An 18,391-nucleotide genomic window follows, 5' to 3' on the forward strand; every position below is an offset into this window, starting at 1 on the left:
TTGCGAACGGCGCCAAATTCCCGCATAGCGCAGACATGCTCCGCTTCGCCCCGATCCTTCGCGCCGCGTTTCTTTTCGCCGCCGCCGCGCTCGCCGGCTGCGCGACGCCGGGCCGACATCCGTCGCCCGGCGTCGAGCCCAATCCGCACTACAAGGTCGGCCAGTCTTACGAGGTGAACGGTCGACGCTATCACCCGCGCGAGCAGCCCGACTATGAAGCGGTCGGAATCGCCTCCTGGTACGGGCAGGAATTTCACGGCCGGCTCACCGCCAATGGCGAGCTTTTCGACAGAAACAGGATGACGGCGGCGCACCCGACCCTGCCGCTCCCCTCGCGCGTCGAAGTGGAAAATCTCGAAAACGGGCGCAAAATCCTCGTGCGGGTGAACGATCGCGGCCCGTTCAAGGGCGACCGGATCATCGACCTGTCCCAGGCGGCCGCCCGCGCGCTCGGCTTCGAGGAGAAGGGCCTCGCCCCGGTGCGCGTGCGCTATGTGGGGCGCGCCTCTCTGGCCGATGCGACGGTGTCGCTCGACGACGGACGCGGCGAGCGCCGACGCCTCGCCCGCGCGGGAGAGGCCGGGCGGCGGGCGCCGCCGGCGCCGGCGTCGGGTCCGCAGGAGGACGTCATCGCGCGGCTTATCGCAGAGGCGGGGACAGCGCCGCCGGCGCCGACCGTGGAGTACTGGATCGACGTGGCGCGCTTCGCCGATCTCAATGCGCTCGAAGCGGCCAGGCTCGCCCTGTCGGCGTGGGGGCCGGTGCGCGTTCTGTCGGAGGCCCGTCTGAACGGGGTTATGGCCTGGCGCGTGCAGGTCGGGCCTTACGCCGACGAGGCGGCGGCTGCGATGCGCCTGGCCGAACTGCGCGGCGCAGGCTACGCTTCGGCGAGCCTGGCGCGCGAGCGCGCCGCGATCATCAGAACGTGCGAAGCAAGGTCGGAGCCGGAATGCCTATGAGACGTGTCCTGACGATGTTCCAGGGAGCATGGGCCGCTGCCGTCGCCGCCTTGATCGTCCTTGCGCCGCCGGCCGCTGCGGCGGCGCCGATCACGACGACGGCCGAATATGCGATTATCATGGACCACGAGACCGGGGCGGTTCTGTACGAAAAGAACGCAGACGTTCCGACGGCGCCGGCCTCGATGAGTAAGCTGATGACCGTGGCGATCGTTTTCGAGCGGCTCAAGTCCGGCGAGCTCAGCCTGGACGACGAGTTCTACGTCAGCGAAAAGGCCTGGCGGATGGGCGGATCCAAGATGTGGGTCCGCGTCGACACCAAAATCCGGCTCGAGGATCTTCTGCGCGGCGTGATCGTGCAATCAGGCAACGACGCCTGCATCGTCATCGCCGAGAACATCGCCGGCTCGGAGGAAGCCTTCGCCGAGATCATGACCCGCAAGGCGCGCGAATGGGGCCTCAAAAACTCCACCTTCGCCAATGCGACCGGCTGGCCCGATCCGAACCACAAGATGAGCATGCGCGACATCGCGCTTCTGTCGCGCAAGATCATCCGCGACTATCCGGAATATTACGCCATGTTCGCCGAGCGCGAATTCACCTGGGAGAAGATCCGCCAGGCGAATCGCAATCCCCTGTTCGATATGGTCGAGGGCGCGGACGGTCTGAAAACGGGTCACACGGAGGAATCCGGCTACGGCCTCGCAGGGACGGCCGTGCGCGACGGGGTGCGGCGCATCGTTGTTTTCAACGGAACCGCGTCGGAAAAAGAGCGGGCGAGCGAGGCCCAGCGGCTGATGCGGATCGCCTTCAACGACTTCGTGACGAAAACGCTCTATCAGGCGGGCGACGTGGTCGGCGACGCGCTGGTGTTCAAGGGCGTCGAAAAGTCGGCGCCGCTCATCGTGCGCGAGCCGATCTCGATGATCCTGCACCGGTCCGCAAATAAGGTGCGCGCGAAGATCGTCTATGAGGGGCCTGTCGCCGCGCCCGTGGCGGAGAACCAGCAGATCGGCTATCTTCGGGTCGAAACCGAGGCGGGCGAGGCTCGCGAATATCCGCTCTTCGCCGGCAAGACGGTCAGGGAGCTCGGCGTTTTCGGCAAGATCGCGCTGGCGGCGAAGACCCTGATCGTCGGGCCTTCTCAGCCCGAGTCGGAGGCGGCGACACCCTGAATGGTCGGCGCGCGGCAATCGCAAAGAGGGCCCTTCATCACCTTCGAAGGCGGCGACGGAACCGGCAAGTCGACGCATATCGCCCGGCTCGCCGCGCATCTTCGCGCCGCCGGCCATGAGGTCGCCGTCACGCGCGAGCCCGGCGGCTCTCCCGGGGCCGAAGCGATCCGGGAGCTGCTGGTCAGCGGCGCGACAGAGCGGTGGTCGGCGCTCGCCGAAGCGCTGCTCGTCTTCGCTGCGAGAGCCGACCACCTTGAGAAGGTCATCAATCCCGCTCGCGCGCGCGGCGCGGTCGTGCTGTGCGACCGCTTCGTCGACTCGACCATGGCCTATCAGGGCGCAGCCGGCGGCCTGGGCGAGGAGAAAGTGCGCGCGCTGCGCGATCTCGTCGTCGGCGCGGACGGGCCAGATCTCACGATCGTTCTCGACGCGCCGGGAGCGAGAGGCCTTGAGCGCGCGCAGGCGCGCGGCGGCGACAACCGTTTCGAAGCGAAGGGAGAAGCCTATCAGGCCCGCGTGCAGGAGGCCTTCCGGCGCATCGCGGCGCGCGAGCCCGAACGCTGCGTCGTCGTCGATTCATCCGGGCCCGTCGACGACGTCGCTCACCGTATACGGACGATCGTGAAGGAGCGCCTGGGTCTTGGCTGAACGGACGCCGGATAGCGCCCCCGCCCTGACGCCGCCCTGGATGCGCGAGCGCATCGTCGGGCGGGACGCGCTCGAAGCGCGCCTGCGCGCCGCCATCGACCAGGGCGATCTCTCCCACGGCTGGCTGCTCGCCGGGCCGAAGGGGGCGGGCAAGGCGACGCTCGCCTATCGCATCGCCCGGGCGCTGCTCGACCCGGACGCGCTCGCGGCCGCGGACTCGCTTCAGGTTCCCGCCGACTCGAAGGTGTTCCGGCTCGTGGCGGGCAAGGCGCATCCCGATCTGTTCGTCGCGGAGCGGTTGTTCGATGAAAAGACAGGCCGTCATCAGACTGAAATCACGGTTGAAACGATTCGCAATCTTACTGCTTTCCTGAACAGAACGGCGTCTCAGGGCGGTTGGCGGGTGGCCGTCATCGACGCTGCGGACGAGATGAACCCGAACGCCGCCAACGCGCTTCTCAAAGCGCTCGAAGAGCCGCCGGCGAAAACCGCGTTGCTGCTTGTCAGCCACGCGCCGGGCGGGCTTCTGGCGACCATCCGCTCGCGTTGCCGGCGCATCGACCTGCGTCCAGTGGCGGACGAGACCGTCGCGGCCCTCGTCGAAAACGAGCTGTCTTTCTCCGCGGCTGAGGCGCGCCGCGTCGCCGCCGCCGCCCGCGGCCGGCCCGGCTATGCGCTGACGCTGGCGGCGGGCGAGGGGGCCGAAGCGGTCGCCGCGGCAGAAGGCTTCATCGCCGCCGCTGTCGAGGGCGGCGATCTCTCCGCCGTCGCTGGGGGGCTTACGGGCAAGGCGGGGGGCGAGCGCTGGCCGCTCTTTGTCGCGCTGCTGCTCGAAGCGTTGCGCGAAGCGGCCAGCCGGGCGGCGACCGGCGCGCCCCCCGCGGGCCTGCTTGCGCGCGCAGCCCCGCCGCGGCTTCTTGAAGCGCATGATCGCATCGGCGCGCTCGCGCGCCGCGGCGAGGCCGTCAATCTCGACCGCGTCCAGCTCGCGCTCGCCATGGGCCGCATTCTGCGCGACGCCTTGCAATCGCGCGCCGTCTGAGCCATGCCTCGCTTCATGCTCATCGACAGCCACGTCAATCTGCATTCGGAGAAATTCGCGGACGACCTCGACGCCGTGATCGCGCGCGCGAGGGAGGCGGGCGTGCGCGCGATGCTGACCATCTCGGACCGGCTGGAGTCGACCGAAGCGATCAAGACGATCGCCGACTGGCGGGCGGGAATATGGCGCTCCGTCGGCGTTCATCCGCATCACGCAAAGGACTTTCCGGATCTCGACGCCAAAACGCTGATCGAGCTGGCCGAAGACGAAAGGGTCGTCGGGATCGGCGAGTGCGGCCTCGACTTTCATTACGAATATTCCGATCGCGACGCGCAGGCGCAGGTTTTCCGCGCGCATATCGAGGCCGCGCGCGAGACCGGGCTGCCCCTCGTCATTCATGCGCGCGACGCCGACGACGCGGTGCGGACGATGCTGGAGGAGGAGCGTCGCAAGGGCGCGTTCGTCCCGCTTCTGCACTGTTATACGGGCGGGCCTGAGCTCGCGCGCGCAGCGCTCGACATGGGCGGCTATATTTCCTTCTCCGGCATCATCACCTTCAGAAACGCCGACGACATCCGCGCCGTCGCGAAGGATGCGCCGCTCGAGCGCGTCATCATCGAGACGGATTGCCCGTATCTCGCGCCGGTTCCCATGCGCGGGCGGCGCAACGAACCGGCGTTTCTCGTGCATGTGGCCGAAAAGCTGGCGGAAATCCGCGGGATCGGCTTCGATGACGCCGCGCAGACGACCACTGGGAACTTCTTCCGGCTGTTCGCGCGCGCGCGTCGCGAGGAGATCGTTCCGTGAGCGAATCGACAGGAGAGGGCGAGGGCGCGCTGAAAGTGACGATCCTCGGCTGCGGATCGTCGGGCGGCGTGCCGCGCGTCGGCGGGCCGGACGGCGCGGGCGATTGGGGCGCGTGCGACCCGAAAGAGCCGAAAAACCGGCGCACGCGCTGCTCGGTCCTCGTGCGGCGGCGCCATCCGGAGCGCGGCTTCGCTCATGACGCCGTCACCGCCGTGCTGGTCGACGCGTCGCCTGACATGCGCGAGCAGCTTCTGCGCGCGCGCTGCTCGCGGCTCGACGCCGTGCTGTTCACCCATGATCACGCCGATCAGTGCCACGGCATCGACGATCTCAGGGCGTTCGCCTTAGCGCAGCGCGCCCGCGTGCCGGTCTATATCGACGAGTCGACGGGAGGAAGCATCGCCGAACGCTTCCGCTATTGCTTCGAACAGGCGCCGGACAGTCTGTATCCGCCCATCCTCGCGCGCCGGCCGATGCCGGCCTGCGGCGCGCCGTTCCAAATCGACGGACCGTCTGGGCCGGTTCCCGTCGTCGCGTTCCTTCAGCATCACGGCGGGGTCGACTCGCTGGGATTCCGCATCGGCGACGTCGCCTATTCGAGCGACGTCGTCAGCCTGCCGGAGGAAAGCTTCGAGATCCTGAAAGGCGCGCGCATCTGGATCGTCGACGCGCTCCAATACAAGCCGCACAAGACTCATGCGCATCTCGCGCTGACGCTCGAATGGATCGCGCGGGTGAAGCCGGAGCGGGCGATCCTCACCAATCTGCACATTCATATGGACTACCGGACGCTGTCGGTCGAGCTGCCGCCCGGCGTCGAGCCGGCCTATGACGGGATGGAGCTTTACGGAAATCCTTGAGCGCCGGTCGCTGTTCTCGCGGCTCGCGAGCGACCAGGTTGAGGGCCGTTGACCGTTCGACGCCGCCGCCGCAATCCCAATAAATTTGCGACAATATAAATTGTGCGACAAATCACGGCGTGAGGCCGGACGGCGCTGCGGCGTCGGAAAAGCCTTTCTCCGCTCGCCGATCGATCCAGCGGCCGCGCTATCCCAAGGAAATTTTGTCGGCGACAGCGTTTCAGCCCAGCGCCGTCGCCGATAGCTGCGCGACGGCGGCGACCAGATGATAGAACGAGCTCGCCGGCGCCGGCTCTTCCTCGAACCGGCCGTCGGCCCCGAGCTTGTCGCGCCACAGTCCGGACGGCTCGACATCGAGATAGCGCCACAGCGCCGCCGCGGCGCGGCGCGCATCGGCGCGCAGCGCTTCGTGGGAATCGCCCTGCGCGCTTTCGGACAGGATCAGCGCTGCTTTGAGCCGCTCCGTCTGCGGCCACAGGCGCGCGCGCGGCTCAAGCATTTCAAGGCGGTCGTCGAGCGCGTCGACGGCGACGCCGCGCCGGGCGTCGACGCCGCGCATGCCGGCTGCGTAAAGCCGCCGCGCCGCGCACGCGGCCTCCCGGTCGCCGGTTCGCCGGGACCAGCGCTCCAGCAGCCAGGCCCACTCGAACTGGTGGCCCGGCTCGACGCGCCGGCCGGCCTCGCCCGGCGCCGGGCGCCACCCGGCATCGAAGAACTCGCGCAGAAAGCCGCCTTCGGCGTCGATGAAGCGGTCAAGGGCGAGCCGGACGATGTCGCCCGCAAGCCGGGTCCAGCGCTCGCCGCCGCCGGCTTCGATCCAGGCCAGACACGCCTCGAACAGATGCATGTGCGGGTTCGACTGGAAGGGCCGCGCGCCGGCCTCGCGGAAGCCGCCCTTTTCATGGCGCATGACCTTTTCGATCGCGGCGAGCAGCGCCAGGGCTTCGTCTTCGGCGGACGGCCGCCCCGCCCGCGCCGCGGCGAGCGCCAGCAGCGCGAAAGCCTGATCGTAAAGATAGGCGGTCTCCTCGATCGGCGTTCCATCCGGCGAAACCAGCGTGCGGAACAATCCGTCCGGACGCCGATAATAGGCAAAGAAACCTTCGAGGCCATGTTCGACGGCGGCTTTCCACGGTCCCGCCCAGCCGAGCGCGCCGGCGGCGGCGTAGGCGTAAACCTGCCGCGCCTGCACGCGCGCGCGGCGCGGCGCGCCGGTCGGTTTGGCGCGCAGGCTAAGGCTCTCGTGCCAGCCCCATCCGCCGTAATCGGCGCCCAGCGCCTGCCACAGCGGCAGCGCTTCGGCGAACAGCCACAGACGATAGCGTTCAGCCCAGGCGCGCAGATCGCGCGCGCTCTCCTGCTGCGCGGGTCCGGCGCCGTCGCCTGCCGCGTCCGCTTGCGGCTTCGCCTCGGCGCGCAGCCGCTCGACGATCTTCTTGACCGATTGTGCGGCGTTCGCATGGCAGACAAGCACCGCGTCGGGCTCGGCGACGATCGCGAGGTCGCGCACCCCGGCGGCTGCGACGAGCACGCCGGGCGCGGCGCGAACGAGGCAATCCCGCGCGTCGATCGTCACCGCCTCGCCCGCAACGGCGTTTCCATGCTCGTCATGGGGACAGGCGGCGTAGACCGCATCCCAGGCGCCGACGTCCGACCAGGCGAAATCGACGGCGAGCACCGAGGCGCGGTCGGTCTTCTCCATCAGCGCGTAGTCGATCGATATCTTGGGCGCTTCCGCAAAGACGGGGTCGAGCTTCAGGCCCGCCTGCGTCTCCTTCGCGCGCGCGACGGCCTTGCGCGCCGCAGCCGCGATCGCCGGCGCGCGCCGGTCGAGCTCCTTGAGAAAGGTCGAGGCGGAAGCGATGAAATTGCCGCTGTTCCAAAGATAACCCTCGGCGACATAGCGCTCGGCCGTGGGGAAGTCCGGTTTCTCCACGAAGGCGTCGACCGGCGTCGCCTCTGCGTGCGCTTCGCCGCGCGCGGGCCGGATATAACCGTAGGCGGACGAAGGTTTTGTCGGCTTCACGCCGAGGGCGACGATCCGTCCTCCCTGCGCGGCGCGGGACGCTTTCTCAACGGCGTCGCAGAATTTTTCCGTGTCGGGAATGTAATGATCCGAAGCCAGGAAAACGCCGATTCCCTCCGGATCGCGTTCGGCGATCCAGACGGCCGCGGCGGCCATGGCCGGCGCGGAGTCGCGCGGCTCCGGCTCGAGCAGCAGCGTCGCGTCCGCTCCTTCGATCTGCGCGCGCGCCCAATGGGCCTGGCGCGCGCCGGTCACCACGATGAGGCGCCGGAAACCGGCGACCTTCCGCGCACGGCGGACAGTCTGGACGAACAGCGTCTCCGGCCCGATCAGCGGCGCGAACTGCTTGGGCCGAGACGGCCTCGAAACCGGCCACAAGCGCGTGCCGGAGCCTCCGCACATGATGACAGGATAGACGTTCACGCCCTGTTTCCTCCCGCTGCCCGCTAGACCATGTCGCGGACCAGCGCGTCAATGTCCAGCCAGCTGAACATGGTGCAGCTGTCGGATACGCCGAACGGCATGAACATCCGCCGTCCGAAAGCCAGCGCGCCGCAGGTGTAGACGACGTTCGGCACGTAGCCCACGCGCGTATCGTCCGCCGGAGACAGGATCGGCTCGCGCGTGCGGGCGAGAACCCGGCGGGGGTTCTTCTTGTCCAGCAGCAGCGCGCCGATGGAATATTTACGCATGGGCCCGACGCCGTGCGTGAGCAGAAGCCAGCCTTCGTCGATCTCGACCGGCGCGCCGCAATTGCCGATCTGTACGAGCTCCCAGGGATAAACCGGCGCGGCGATCTTCTCTCCCGTCTCCCAATGGGCGACATCGTCGGACTCCAGATAATAAAGATTTTCGTTGTCCTGCCGGCCGATCATGGCGTAGCGCCCGCCGATGCGTCGGGGAAACAGCGCCATGCCCTTGTTGCGCGAGGCCGCGCCCGTCATCGGCGAGAGGATGAAGGTCTGGAAGTCGCGCGTCTGGAGAAGCTGGGACGCGATGGCCGATCCGGAATAAGCCGTATATGTTCCATAATATACGGGTCCATCCTCGTCGTCTTCGAAGCGCACGAGGCGCAGATCCTCGAGCCCGTTGCGTTGCGCGGGCGTGGCCGGGAAAAGAACCGTTCCCGAAAGCGCCGTCTCCGGCTCCCGGATCATGACGACCCGTTCGCCTTCGACCCGCGCCTCGGCGGCGACGGAGACGGGCGGGCGCTTTGCGAGGGTCATGTCGCCGTTGCGGCTGAGCAGGCCTTCGCGAAACTCGATCGATGAAATGTGTCCCTCGCCCACCGCCCGCAAGGACATGACGAACCGAAGCGCGCCTCTGGGCGCGTCGTTCTGGTCGGGATGCGGAACGACGCTGGGATTCATCAGCGCCGCGGCGGCGTAGGCGTATTCGTGGCTGAGATAGGCGCCGATGAGCTGGCGCTGGTCAGGTTTGAGATTGTCCTTGAGCCCGAGCTCGGCCGCGATCTGCTCATAGCGCCGCTCGAAGAAGCGGTGAGTCTCCCAGTGGCGATGGGCGAACTCCTCGTGCACGATGCGAAGCACCTCCAGACAGGTCGCCTCGTCCATGGCGCGCACGGCCTCGACGATCCGATGCGCCCGCGAGGTCTGCACGGGATTGAGATCGCGCGGCTCCACCGCCAGGTGAAACGGCCTGATGACGACGCGCTGAGGGTCAGCGCACAGGCGAAGCGGCATGTGCGTGAAGATCGCCATAGCCCCTCCTTCTTCGACCTGCCCGTTGCTCGGTCTGTCCGTCGCCCCCCTGCCCGCCGATCAGCCTGCAAGCTGCGCCGTTTCGGCGGCGCGGGCGGCGGCCTTTTCCAGACGCTTCATCGACTGGACCGCCTGCAGATAGGACAGCGCCGATTCCGCGCCCTGATTGAAGTTCGCATTATAGGGCGTCAGGCCGTCGAAGCAGAGACCGTCCTCGGGCTGGGCGAGAACGAGGCCGAGATCGTTCCCGCCGAAATACCAGTCATAGGCGCGCCGCGCCTCTTCGAGCCAGCGCTCCTCGCCCGACGCGGCGTAGGCGGCTGCGCAGGCGTCGATTGTGGCGGCGGCTTCGAGCGGCTGCTGGTCGAAGGGTTTCGGCGCGGTCCGATGCGCGCCGAAACTGTCCGTGCCGACCGGCCGGAACGCGCCGCCCCGGCCCGTCTGTTTCCTGCAGAGCCAGGCGAGCGCGTCCGCTCCGGTTTCGATCCACGCCCGCCGGCCCAGGGTCTCGCCGGCGACGATCAGCGCCTGCGGCAGACGGGCGTTGTCATAGGCGAGCACGTTCTCGAACCAGCGCCATTCCGGCCCGGCGTAAGCATCGAAACCGCGCTTCAGCCGGCCGGCGAGGTCGGCGGCGAGGCGGCGCGCGTCGGGGTGGAACGGTTTGGCGCGCAGGAGCGCGCACAGGCCGAGAAGCACGAAAGCCTGGGCCCGCGGCGAACGCAGGCGCTCCATATGCGGCATGGCCCGCGCGGCGAGATCGCGCGCCCAGCGGCGCAGCTGCGGGTCGCGCGCCTGGGCCGCCGCGACGGCGACGGCCTGAAAACTGCGCCCGACGCTGTCCTCCGAGCCCGCCTCCTCCAGCCAGCGCCGGTCGTAAGACATGAAGTTGCGAAAGGCGCCGCGCTCTTCGTTCCAGGCGTGGTTCACGAATGCGGCGTAGATCCAGGCCAGTCGCGCGGCCGTCGGATCGCCCCCTTCTTCGCCGGCGAGCGGGCATGTCAACATCAGCGCGCGGGCGTTGTCGTCCACGCAATAGCCGTGATTGCGGTCCGGCACGCCGAAAAGACCGTGCTGAAGGAGCCCGCAATCGTCCGTAAACCGCGCAAGCCCCTCCAGCGACGGCGTCGAGGCCAGCCGATCGCGGCGCGCCTGCCGCAGGCTGACGACCTTGCCGTCGCCGTTCGAATCCATCGCCGCGTCGCGGAAAATCTCCAGATAGCGCTCGGCGATCCGCGGCCAGATCATGGAGCGCCCGGCGGCGTAGGCTTTGGCGCGCATCCCCTCGCGCAGGGTCTCGTCGCACAGCAGCCTGACCGCCGCGTCAGCGAGCGCCCGCTCGTCGCGGAACGGCGCGAGCACGCCCCTGCCTTCCGCCAGGAGCTCGGCGGCGTGCCAATAGGGCGTCGAGATCACCGGCTTGCCGAGCGCGACGGCGTAGCTCAGCGTGCCGGAAGTGATCTGCGCTTCGTTGAGATAGGGGGTCACATAGACGTCCGCCGCGCGAAGATAGGAAAGCAGCGTGTCCGCGTCCGCATAGCGATTGACGAAAACGACGTTCTCCCCGACGCCAAGCGAATCTGCGAGCGCCTTCAGCTCGTTGCGATAGGCTTCGCCCTCGCGCGCGATCAGATGCGGATGCGTCGCGCCGAGCACCACATAGAAGGCGCGCGGGCGCGCCTCGAGAATCCGCGGCATCGCCCGGATCATGTATTCGAGGCCCTTGTTGGGAGACAAAAGGCCGAAGGTCAGCAGCACGTCGCGCCCCTCAAGCCCCAATTCGGCCTTGTAGGGCGCGGCGTCAGACAGCGGCAGATCCGGCGCGCCGTGGGGGGCGTAGGCGATCCTGGCCGGCGGAATATCGTAGACCCGGCGCAGGATTTGCTCGCCGCGGCGCGCCATCACGATAAGACGCGAAGCGCGCGCGGCGAGCCGTTCCAGCGCCCGGCGCTGATCTTCGTCCGGATTCGCCAGCACAGTGTGCAGCGTCACGACGACCGGCGCATCGAGCGCCTCGACGAAATCAAGCAGATATTCCCCGGCCGGTCCGCCGAAGAGGCCGTATTCATGCTGTATGCAGACGACGTCGGGATGCAGCTCATTCACCCGCTCGGCCGCGGCGCGATAGGATCGGCGATCCATCTGGGAGACCGTTTCGATCACCTCCGGCGAAAAATCGTACCGCCCGCCCGGATCGATCATGGCGACGACGCCGATGCGCGCTTCCGGCGCGGCCTTTTCGAGCGCGGCCCGGATATCGGCGGTGAAGGTCGCGATGCCGCAACGGCGCGGCGGATAGCTCCCGACAAGGACGATATTGCGGATTCCGGTCGCCGTCGCGCGACGCGCAGACGGTTTGTCCTGCGATGCGGCGTGGTTCATCGTCTTCGCTCTCTCCCAGGCTTTCTATGGTTCAGCTTCGCGCGCAGGGGACGACGTTTCCCGCGCGCCGATGGCGCGTGGAGATTGCGAAGCGCTTAACTGGGAATGGAGGCGAAGTGCTTGAGAAGACGCGCAGGCGCGCCGCGCGCGAATGAACGGTTTATGACTTGTCGAAGCGGTAGAACTCTCCTCGAGGGTTCCATGACTGCTTCCGTTTCGATTTTCGCGCGGCGTTACGCGCCGTTCAGTAAACGCTCCTTCGACTGCCTGTCCTGACTCAGATAGGATCGCGGCCGCGCGATGCAAGGGCCGGCCTGCGACCCGTTTTCCCCAACCGCGAGCGCTTGAACCGCGCCGCGCGCGCGCTAGATCAGGGACGGCCTGCCGCATGCGCCATGGCCGGCGCGGCGGCCGGCGTCCACCGGGGGCCGGTGAAACGGCTGAAAGAGGAAGACATGCGCGAAATGATCCCGCACGCGGCTGACCGCAAGGCCGACGCCCTTCCCTATCTTGCGCGCTTTGCGCGCGCCGCCGACGCCGGCCTGGGCGCGGCCGATTTCCTTGGCAAGAGCGGCCTCGTCGCGGCGATGACCGCGCTCGTCCCGTTCTACTGGAACCCGCCGCTCTGGGTCGCGCTGCTGACCTGGCCGCGGGGGGTTGAAGCCGATCGCCTTCGCCGGCGTCCGCAGCGCGTCGCCGGGAAAGGGGTCCCCTCTCGCCCCGCCGGCGACCCATCCGCCGCCAACGACAACCGCCGGACGAGGCCGGCGCGCCAGGCCGCGTAAAGCGGCGGCGATCCTCTTGAAACGGACGATGCCTTTCCTAGCTCATTATTGCGGGTTGCCGAGGCCGGAGCCCGCGGCCAACGCCTGATCTTCCGGCCCCTCCGGCCGCAGCGGTCAGGCGTCATGCCGCTCCGACGCGAGGGCATGGACAGGGCCGTTTGAGCGAACGCCGCCGCACGGGCGTTCTTCGTCGGCGGACGGTTCCCGACGGGCCGCACGCCGCCCTTCGCGCCAGGGTCCCGGCGCGACGCTCCCCGCACCAAGTGGTTCGCCTTTATGTCGGCGCGACGGAACGCGGTCCCCCGGCCGCGCCGTCGGCCCGAGACGGATGGAGGTGCATGACCATGTGGAGCCTGTACGACAGAGGACCCGACTGGGGCGGCTTCGGCTGGGATCCTTTCGCCGAATTCCGTCGTCTCCAGAACGAAGTGAACCGCCTGTTCGAGGACCTTTCCGGCTTCGACGCGCCGGGCGAGGTCGCGCGCGCGGGCGTTTATCCGCCGGTCAACCTTTACGTCAATGACGAAGGCCTGCTGCTGACCGCGGAGCTGCCCGGCTTCGACGACGACTCGATCGAGCTCACGGTGCGCGAGGACACGCTGACGCTGAGCGGCGAGATCGCGCCGGCCAATGACGACGGCCGGGTCGGCTGGCGTCGCCGCGAGCGCGGCCGCGGGCGCTTCACGCGCACGGTGGAGCTGCCGTTCCGAATCGACCCGGACGGGGTCGACGCGCGTTTCCACGACGGCGTGCTCGAAATCGAAATGCGCCGTCCCGAACAGGACAAGCCGCGCCGCATAGCGATCAACGCCTGACGGCGGCGTGACGGATGCGAAGGATGGAGGACGATTATGAGCATGGAACTCGTCAAATCCGACGCGGGCGCGAATGTGACGCCCTTCGAGGAACGGCGCCCGCGCGCGCTTTATCGTCCGGCGACCGATATCTTCGAGACGGACGATGCGGTCGTGCTGGAGCTTGAGCTGCCCGGCGTCGCGCGCGATTCGGTCGACGTGTCGCTGGAAAACCGCGTGCTGACGATTCGCGGTCAGACGCCCCGGCGCAAACGCGAAGGCTGGCAGCAGATCTACGCCGAATATGGCGAAGGCGACTATGAGCGCGTCTTCAGCCTGTCGGAGGAGATCGACCGCGACAAGATTCAGGCCTCGTTCAGAAACGGGGTTCTGAGACTCGAACTGCCCAAGGTGGACACGGCCAAGACCCGGCGCATCAACGTAAAGGCGGCCTGAGGCGAAAGCCTTCAGGCCGTCCGCGCCAGGACTTGCAGCTAAGGAGGTTGACCCATGCGTATTACGGATCTTGTGCCATGGAGACGTAAGAAATCCGGCGGCGCGCTCGAGAGCCCCGGCGGGCGAGCGCTCGCCATCCGCGACGGCGGCGACCGCGATCCGGTTTTGTCGCTGCATCGCGATCTGAATACGGCTTTCGATCGTTTCTTCGACCGGTTCGAACGCTCGTTCTTCGGCGGCGCCGGCGTCGGCTTCTTCAGCCAGCCCCGCGCGGACGTCGCGGAGTCGGACGACGCGTTCAGGATCAGCATCGACCTGCCGGGTCTCGACGAGAAGGACATCGACGTGACCCTCAGCGGCGACGCGCTGACGATCCGCGGAGAACGGCGCGAAGAGCGCGAGGAGAACGAGAAGGGATACTTCCTGCACGAGCGCTCCTACGGCTCGTTCTTCCGGTCGATCCCGCTGCCGCCCGGCGTCGATCCCGATCGGGCCAAGGCGGAGTTCAAGAAAGGCGTTCTTCGGATCACCTTGCCCAAATCCGAGGAAGCCAAACGGCATACGCGCCGGATCGAGGTCAAGGCCGCCTGAAGCCGTCAGGCGCCGGCGGCCTCCCCGGCCCGATGCCCTGGGGAAAGCCGATGCGCGCTGATCCGGCGATCGCCGTCCACGTGGCCGCGGCGGCGCTGCTGACGCATACGGCGGCCGCATAAGCGCGCCGCACGCCGCGCCGCGCAAGGCGCCTGTGCGGCGCCGCCTTCGCAGCTTCGTCGCCGGACTTCCGGCCGGCGACGAAAGACGAGGAAGACGGAGACGGACGCAGACAGCGGACAGGATGGGAGGGGCGATGTTCGACGCGCAGATTTTCACGCCATCCGTACAGGGACCGATTCATGTTCATGTTCCGCCCGCCGGCGGCGCGCTGCGCCGATTCAGGCCTCCGCCGCCGCCTGTCGGAAACGCCGCCGAAATCGAGCGCGCCGCGCGCGCCCTGCGCGATGCGGAGATTTATGACGGGGATTCCTTTCTCGCGCTGACCGGCGACAAGCGCTTCGTATGGAGCGCCAGCGGCGCGAGCTTCCTGATGTTCGGTGTCTGGGGGCGCGCCTGGATCGCCATGGGCGGACCGGTGGGTCGGGCGGACGAGTTCGACGAGGTCGCCGCCCGCTTCGCAGAGGCGGCGCGCGCCGCGCGCGCCTGGCCGGCCTATTACGCCGTCGGCGCGGACGCGGCCGCCCGGCTCGCCGCCCACGGATTCGTCGCCGAAAAGGTCGGCGAGCGCGCGGTCGTCGATCTGCGCGCCTTCACCATTTCAGGCAAGGACAAAAAGGACATTCGCAACGCCCTCAACAGGGCCGACAAGGCCGGCTGCGCCTTCGAGATGCGCCCGCCCGGTCCCCTGGGCGATATGGAGCCGGCGTTGCGACGGGTGTCGGACGCCTGGCTCGCCATGAAGGCCGGAAGCGAAAAGGCCTTCTCCCTCGGCCGCTTCGATCCGGATTATCTCTCGCGCTTTTCGCTCGCCGTCGCGCGCCGCCAGGGCGAGCCCGTCGCTTTTGCGAACATCTGGATCAAGGACGATCTCGTGACGATGGATCTCATGCGCTTCGCCGACGAAGGGCCCGGCGGCGGCATGGACTATCTGTTCACGAAGCTTCTTTTATGGGCGCAGGCCGAAGGATATGCGCGCGTGGATTTCGGCCTCGCTCCGCTCGCCGGCCTCGATCGGCAGGGACGGCCCTCGACGGTCGCGCGCCTCGGCGCCTTCATCTATTCGCGCGGCGGACGATTTTACAGCTTCGAGGGCCTGCGCGCCTACAAGGACAAGTTCAATCCCGTCTGGGAGCCCGCCTATATCGCTGCGCCCAATCGCTGGCGCGCGGGCGCGGCGGCCGTCGCGGTCGCCGCGCTGACCGGCGGCGGCGTGCGCAACCTTCTGCGCAACAGCCGCAAGGGGCTCGCCGCGCCAGGACGCCGGCGCCAGCCCTTCGCGCGCATCATCGGCAGGGCTTGAATTTTTTCCATCCGTTCCAAGATCAATATCGCGTTGAACGCTCGAAACGCGCGCACTGCGCGCGATTGGGAGGCGAAGACGGCCATGACCGCCAGCTATGCGACTGACGCGCGCCCGAACGATCAAGCGAGGCCGAACGCGCAGCGCGGCCGGCCGTTTCTGCCCGGCGCGGATTCGCCGGCCGAAAGCCTGCCCCTGGCGCTGATCCGGCAAAGGCCGGTCGAGCCCGGTCGCGGCGGGCGGCGCGCCATCGACGAATGGCTGCTCGAGTTCCAGCCCGGCGCGCCAAGAGAGCGCGAACCGCTGATGGGCTGGACCGGCGCAAAAGACCCCTACGGATCGATCACGTTGCGCTTTCCAAGTCTGCAAAGCGCGGTGGAATTCGCGGAATCCCGGGGCTGGCGCTATGAGGTCGTCGATCGCTTCGCGCGGCTGCAACGCCGGGACTATCGCGCGGAGCTGATGCGACGCAGCCGGCCGCAGGCCGCGCCGCGCGAAGGCGCGCACGGCGCGGCGGTCTGACGGCGCCGTTATTCCCGCGCGATTCGGCCGGGGCGGTAGTCCGCCGTCGCTTCTGCGAGCAGCGCGTCGAGCGTCATCGGCGGCGTTTTCCATTCCTCCGCCGCGAAGAGCGGCGCCTGATCGGCGTAATGAGGCGACGTTTCATCCTGGGTCGCCGAGCCGAACTGGTGGATGGTCTTCACCGACAATGCGCCTTCGGAAGACCAGTCCGCATAAAGAATATAGCTGTCCCCGCCCGCCGCCGCGAGCGTTCCTTCAAGCGGATCGCCCATGAGATAGACCGCGCGCAGGACGTCCGGCCCGCCGTTCAGGGGCAAATCGACGTCGCCGCGCCGCAGACGGTTGAGTTCGCCCCATTCGGGATCGATTCGTCCATAAGCCGATTGCAGCTCGGAGATCGTCGCGCGCAACGCGTCGATCATCGCCGCCTCGTCCGGCGTCTCCTTCGCTAGCAGATAGCCGAGCGCTCGCTCGCCCGTGCGGACGGCGAGCGCCGCGGCCCGGTCCGTGCGGCGGGTCGAGCCGGTCCAACCCTCCAGCAGCGCGCGCGCCTCCGCCAGCGCCGGGTCCTGTCTGACAGCTTCGGATTCGATCAACATGCCGACCAGGCGGCGCAGACGCGACTCTTCCGCGTAGAAATGATCCATCTTGTAGGCGACGAACTCCTCGCCCGTAATTTCGCCGTCCGTCCCGTAAAGCGCCTGGAGACGGATTCCGCGATTGGTCGTGCGCGCGTCGATTCCGTAATGCGGGGGATAGCGCGCGGGGTCGGGATTATCGCCGGCGCCAGAGGCCTCGAACGGATTGTTGTTGCCGTTCACGACATAGCCAGAGGCGGGGTTCACGACCGAGGGCGCCGAGCCGAAAGGAAGCGTTCCTTTCCATAGAAGGTCGGGCCGGTCGCCCGGCGCAGGGCGCGACCAGTCCCATTCGCTCGACCGAACGGGAATGGCCGCGTTGTGATAAAAGGCGATGTTCCCTTCCCGGTCGGCGTAGACGACGTTGAAGCTTGCGATCGCCTGCATCGCCATCGCCGCTCGCCATTCGTCGAACGAGGCCGCCTTGTTCATGCGCAGCCACTGCTCGGGCGCGCGAATATCGCCCATGCCTGCATAAGAAACCGCATAGACGCCGGACGGAGTCACGAAGGCCGGGCCGTGTACGGAGCGAAGAATCTCGCGCGTAACGGGAAGCGAGAACGGGCCGAAGATCTTCACCCGGAGCCGCGCCTTCGCGCGGTCGAAGTCCCGCCATTCGCCGTCGAAGCGATAGCGGCGCGGCCTTTTCGGATCGTCGACCTCGAGCCGGTAGACGTCGGCCAGATCGGGCTTGTTGACTGTGAACGCCCAGCCGAGCGCCGGCCCCGCCCCATGCAGGATGACAGGCGCGCCGGGAAAGACGCCGCCGATCATGTCCCAGCCTTCGTCGGATTTGACCCGCGCCTCGTACCAGGCGACCGGTCCGGCGTAGGGTTGATGGGAATTGACCATCAGGCGCGTATGGCCGTCAGCGGATCGCCCCGGCGCGACTGCGACGGCGTTGGAGCCGGTCTCCATGTTCGGGCCGAGATGCAGCAGCGCGTGACGCGCCCGCTCCAGCGCCGCATGGGTTTCCGGTTCGGCCTCGAACAGCGCCGTCAGCATCTCGTCCAGGCCGTAGAAGAACGGCGTGCGGACCGCGAAGCCGGCGGCGACGTCCTGCCCGGTCACGGGCGCGACGCCGCGCGCGCACCGGCCCTTTTCTTCCGCGCACCACAGATTGACGCCCGCCGCATAGGCTTCGAGCAGCGCCCGCGTCCGCGCCGACAGCGCCGCCTCGTATTGGCGGGCGACGTCCTCGCGTATGCGCAGCGCGGCGACGAGATAATCCGTAACCGCCCCTTTCCGCCCCAGGCGGCGCCCGAGGGTTCCGCGCGAGAAGGCGAGCGCGTCCTCGAAGGTCGCCCAGTCGTCCTCCGCATGGGCGTAGGCGAGCCCGAAGGCGACATCGACGTCCCGCGCGCCGTAGATATGCGGCGCGCCGAAGGCGTCGCGGATGATGCGCGCGTCATAGGCCTGCGCCGCGCGCTTCGCCTCGGCCGCGTCGAAGCGCGGCGCGGGCGTCCACAGCCAGACGCCCGCCGCGACGATGAGCGCGAGCGCGCCGAAGCCGACGACCCTCATGTCCCCTCCCGGTCCCGCAATGGCGTACAAAGAAAGAC

16 protein-coding genes are annotated in these 18,391 nt (G+C 68.2%); 12 read left to right on the top strand and 4 right to left on the bottom strand.

The window, feature by feature from the left end:
• Positions 1-35 precede the first annotated feature (35 nt).
• The 6 genes from CHB64_RS15665 to CHB64_RS06200 are packed head-to-tail and all read left to right on the top strand — an operon-like array spanning position 36 to position 5,491.
• Positions 36-959, top strand: a complete 924-nt coding sequence (locus CHB64_RS15665) for a septal ring lytic transglycosylase RlpA family protein (RefSeq protein ID WP_159462430.1) — start codon at positions 36-38, stop codon at positions 957-959.
• Positions 956-2,134 (top strand): D-alanyl-D-alanine carboxypeptidase family protein, encoded by a 1,179-nt coding sequence (locus tag CHB64_RS06180; RefSeq protein WP_089411727.1) that lies wholly within the window; start codon positions 956-958, stop codon positions 2,132-2,134. Before CHB64_RS15665 ends, CHB64_RS06180 begins: the two co-directional genes overlap by 4 nt.
• A complete protein-coding gene (tmk, locus tag CHB64_RS06185) occupies positions 2,135-2,782 on the top strand; it encodes a dTMP kinase (RefSeq protein ID WP_089411728.1) in 648 nt (215 codons plus the stop codon).
• Positions 2,775-3,824 carry a DNA polymerase III subunit delta' gene (locus CHB64_RS06190; RefSeq protein WP_089411729.1) on the top strand — a complete coding sequence of 350 codons (1,050 nt, stop codon included), beginning with the start codon at positions 2,775-2,777 and terminating at the stop codon, positions 3,822-3,824. The genes tmk and CHB64_RS06190 overlap by 8 nt, the downstream gene beginning before the upstream one ends.
• A gap of 15 nt (positions 3,825-3,839) precedes the next feature.
• Positions 3,840-4,631, top strand: coding sequence for a TatD family hydrolase (locus CHB64_RS06195; protein WP_183234031.1), 792 nt, complete (start codon positions 3,840-3,842; stop codon positions 4,629-4,631).
• Positions 4,628-5,491, top strand: a complete 864-nt coding sequence (locus CHB64_RS06200; protein WP_089411731.1) for an MBL fold metallo-hydrolase — start codon at positions 4,628-4,630, stop codon at positions 5,489-5,491. Before CHB64_RS06195 ends, CHB64_RS06200 begins: the two co-directional genes overlap by 4 nt.
• 220 nt (positions 5,492-5,711) lie before the next feature.
• On the opposite strand, the gene CHB64_RS06205 is transcribed toward CHB64_RS06200, so the two are convergent.
• Genes CHB64_RS06205 through CHB64_RS06215 form a run of 3 tightly spaced genes read right to left on the bottom strand, consistent with a single transcriptional unit; the run spans position 5,712 to position 11,620 of the window.
• Complete coding sequence (locus tag CHB64_RS06205; RefSeq protein ID WP_089411732.1) at positions 5,712-7,940, bottom strand: AGE family epimerase/isomerase; 2,229 nt, start codon at positions 7,938-7,940, stop codon at positions 5,712-5,714.
• A gap of 23 nt (positions 7,941-7,963) precedes the next feature.
• Positions 7,964-9,238 (bottom strand): glycoside hydrolase family 130 protein, encoded by a 1,275-nt coding sequence (locus CHB64_RS06210; RefSeq protein WP_089411733.1) that lies wholly within the window; start codon positions 9,236-9,238, stop codon positions 7,964-7,966.
• Between the two features lie 60 nt (positions 9,239-9,298).
• A complete protein-coding gene (locus tag CHB64_RS06215; RefSeq protein WP_089411734.1) occupies positions 9,299-11,620 on the bottom strand; it encodes a glycosyltransferase family 4 protein in 2,322 nt (773 codons plus the stop codon).
• A gap of 455 nt (positions 11,621-12,075) precedes the next feature.
• Between CHB64_RS06215 and CHB64_RS06220 the strand changes: the two genes are divergently transcribed.
• The 6 genes from CHB64_RS06220 to CHB64_RS06245 all read left to right on the top strand — a co-directional run bounded on the left by CHB64_RS06220 (position 12,076) and on the right by CHB64_RS06245 (position 16,191).
• Complete coding sequence (locus CHB64_RS06220) at positions 12,076-12,405, top strand: hypothetical protein (protein WP_143265950.1); 330 nt, start codon at positions 12,076-12,078, stop codon at positions 12,403-12,405.
• A gap of 338 nt (positions 12,406-12,743) precedes the next feature.
• Positions 12,744-13,220: an Hsp20/alpha crystallin family protein gene (locus CHB64_RS06225; protein WP_200815249.1), complete on the top strand. Its 477-nt coding sequence runs from the start codon at positions 12,744-12,746 to the stop codon at positions 13,218-13,220.
• A 36-nt stretch (positions 13,221-13,256) separates the two neighbouring features.
• Positions 13,257-13,655: an Hsp20/alpha crystallin family protein gene (locus CHB64_RS06230; RefSeq protein WP_200815250.1), complete on the top strand. Its 399-nt coding sequence runs from the start codon at positions 13,257-13,259 to the stop codon at positions 13,653-13,655.
• Positions 13,656-13,727: 72 nt separating this feature from the next.
• Positions 13,728-14,246, top strand: coding sequence for an Hsp20/alpha crystallin family protein (locus CHB64_RS06235; protein WP_200815251.1), 519 nt, complete (start codon positions 13,728-13,730; stop codon positions 14,244-14,246).
• A 256-nt stretch (positions 14,247-14,502) separates the two neighbouring features.
• Positions 14,503-15,669, top strand: coding sequence for a phosphatidylglycerol lysyltransferase domain-containing protein (locus tag CHB64_RS06240; protein WP_159462431.1), 1,167 nt, complete (start codon positions 14,503-14,505; stop codon positions 15,667-15,669).
• A gap of 84 nt (positions 15,670-15,753) precedes the next feature.
• Entirely contained in the window at positions 15,754-16,191 is a 438-nt protein-coding gene (locus CHB64_RS06245; protein ID WP_089411739.1) for an NADH dehydrogenase ubiquinone Fe-S protein 4, read from the top strand.
• Between the two features lie 8 nt (positions 16,192-16,199).
• Here CHB64_RS06245 and CHB64_RS06250 read toward each other — a convergent pair whose 3' ends face one another.
• Positions 16,200-18,353: a penicillin acylase family protein gene (locus CHB64_RS06250; RefSeq protein ID WP_089411740.1), complete on the bottom strand. Its 2,154-nt coding sequence runs from the start codon at positions 18,351-18,353 to the stop codon at positions 16,200-16,202.
• Between the last annotated feature and the right edge of the window lie 38 nt (positions 18,354-18,391).

It is taken from the genome of Amphiplicatus metriothermophilus, assembly GCF_900199215.1.
Classification (GTDB): Bacteria; Pseudomonadota; Alphaproteobacteria; order Caulobacterales; family Parvularculaceae; genus Amphiplicatus; species Amphiplicatus metriothermophilus.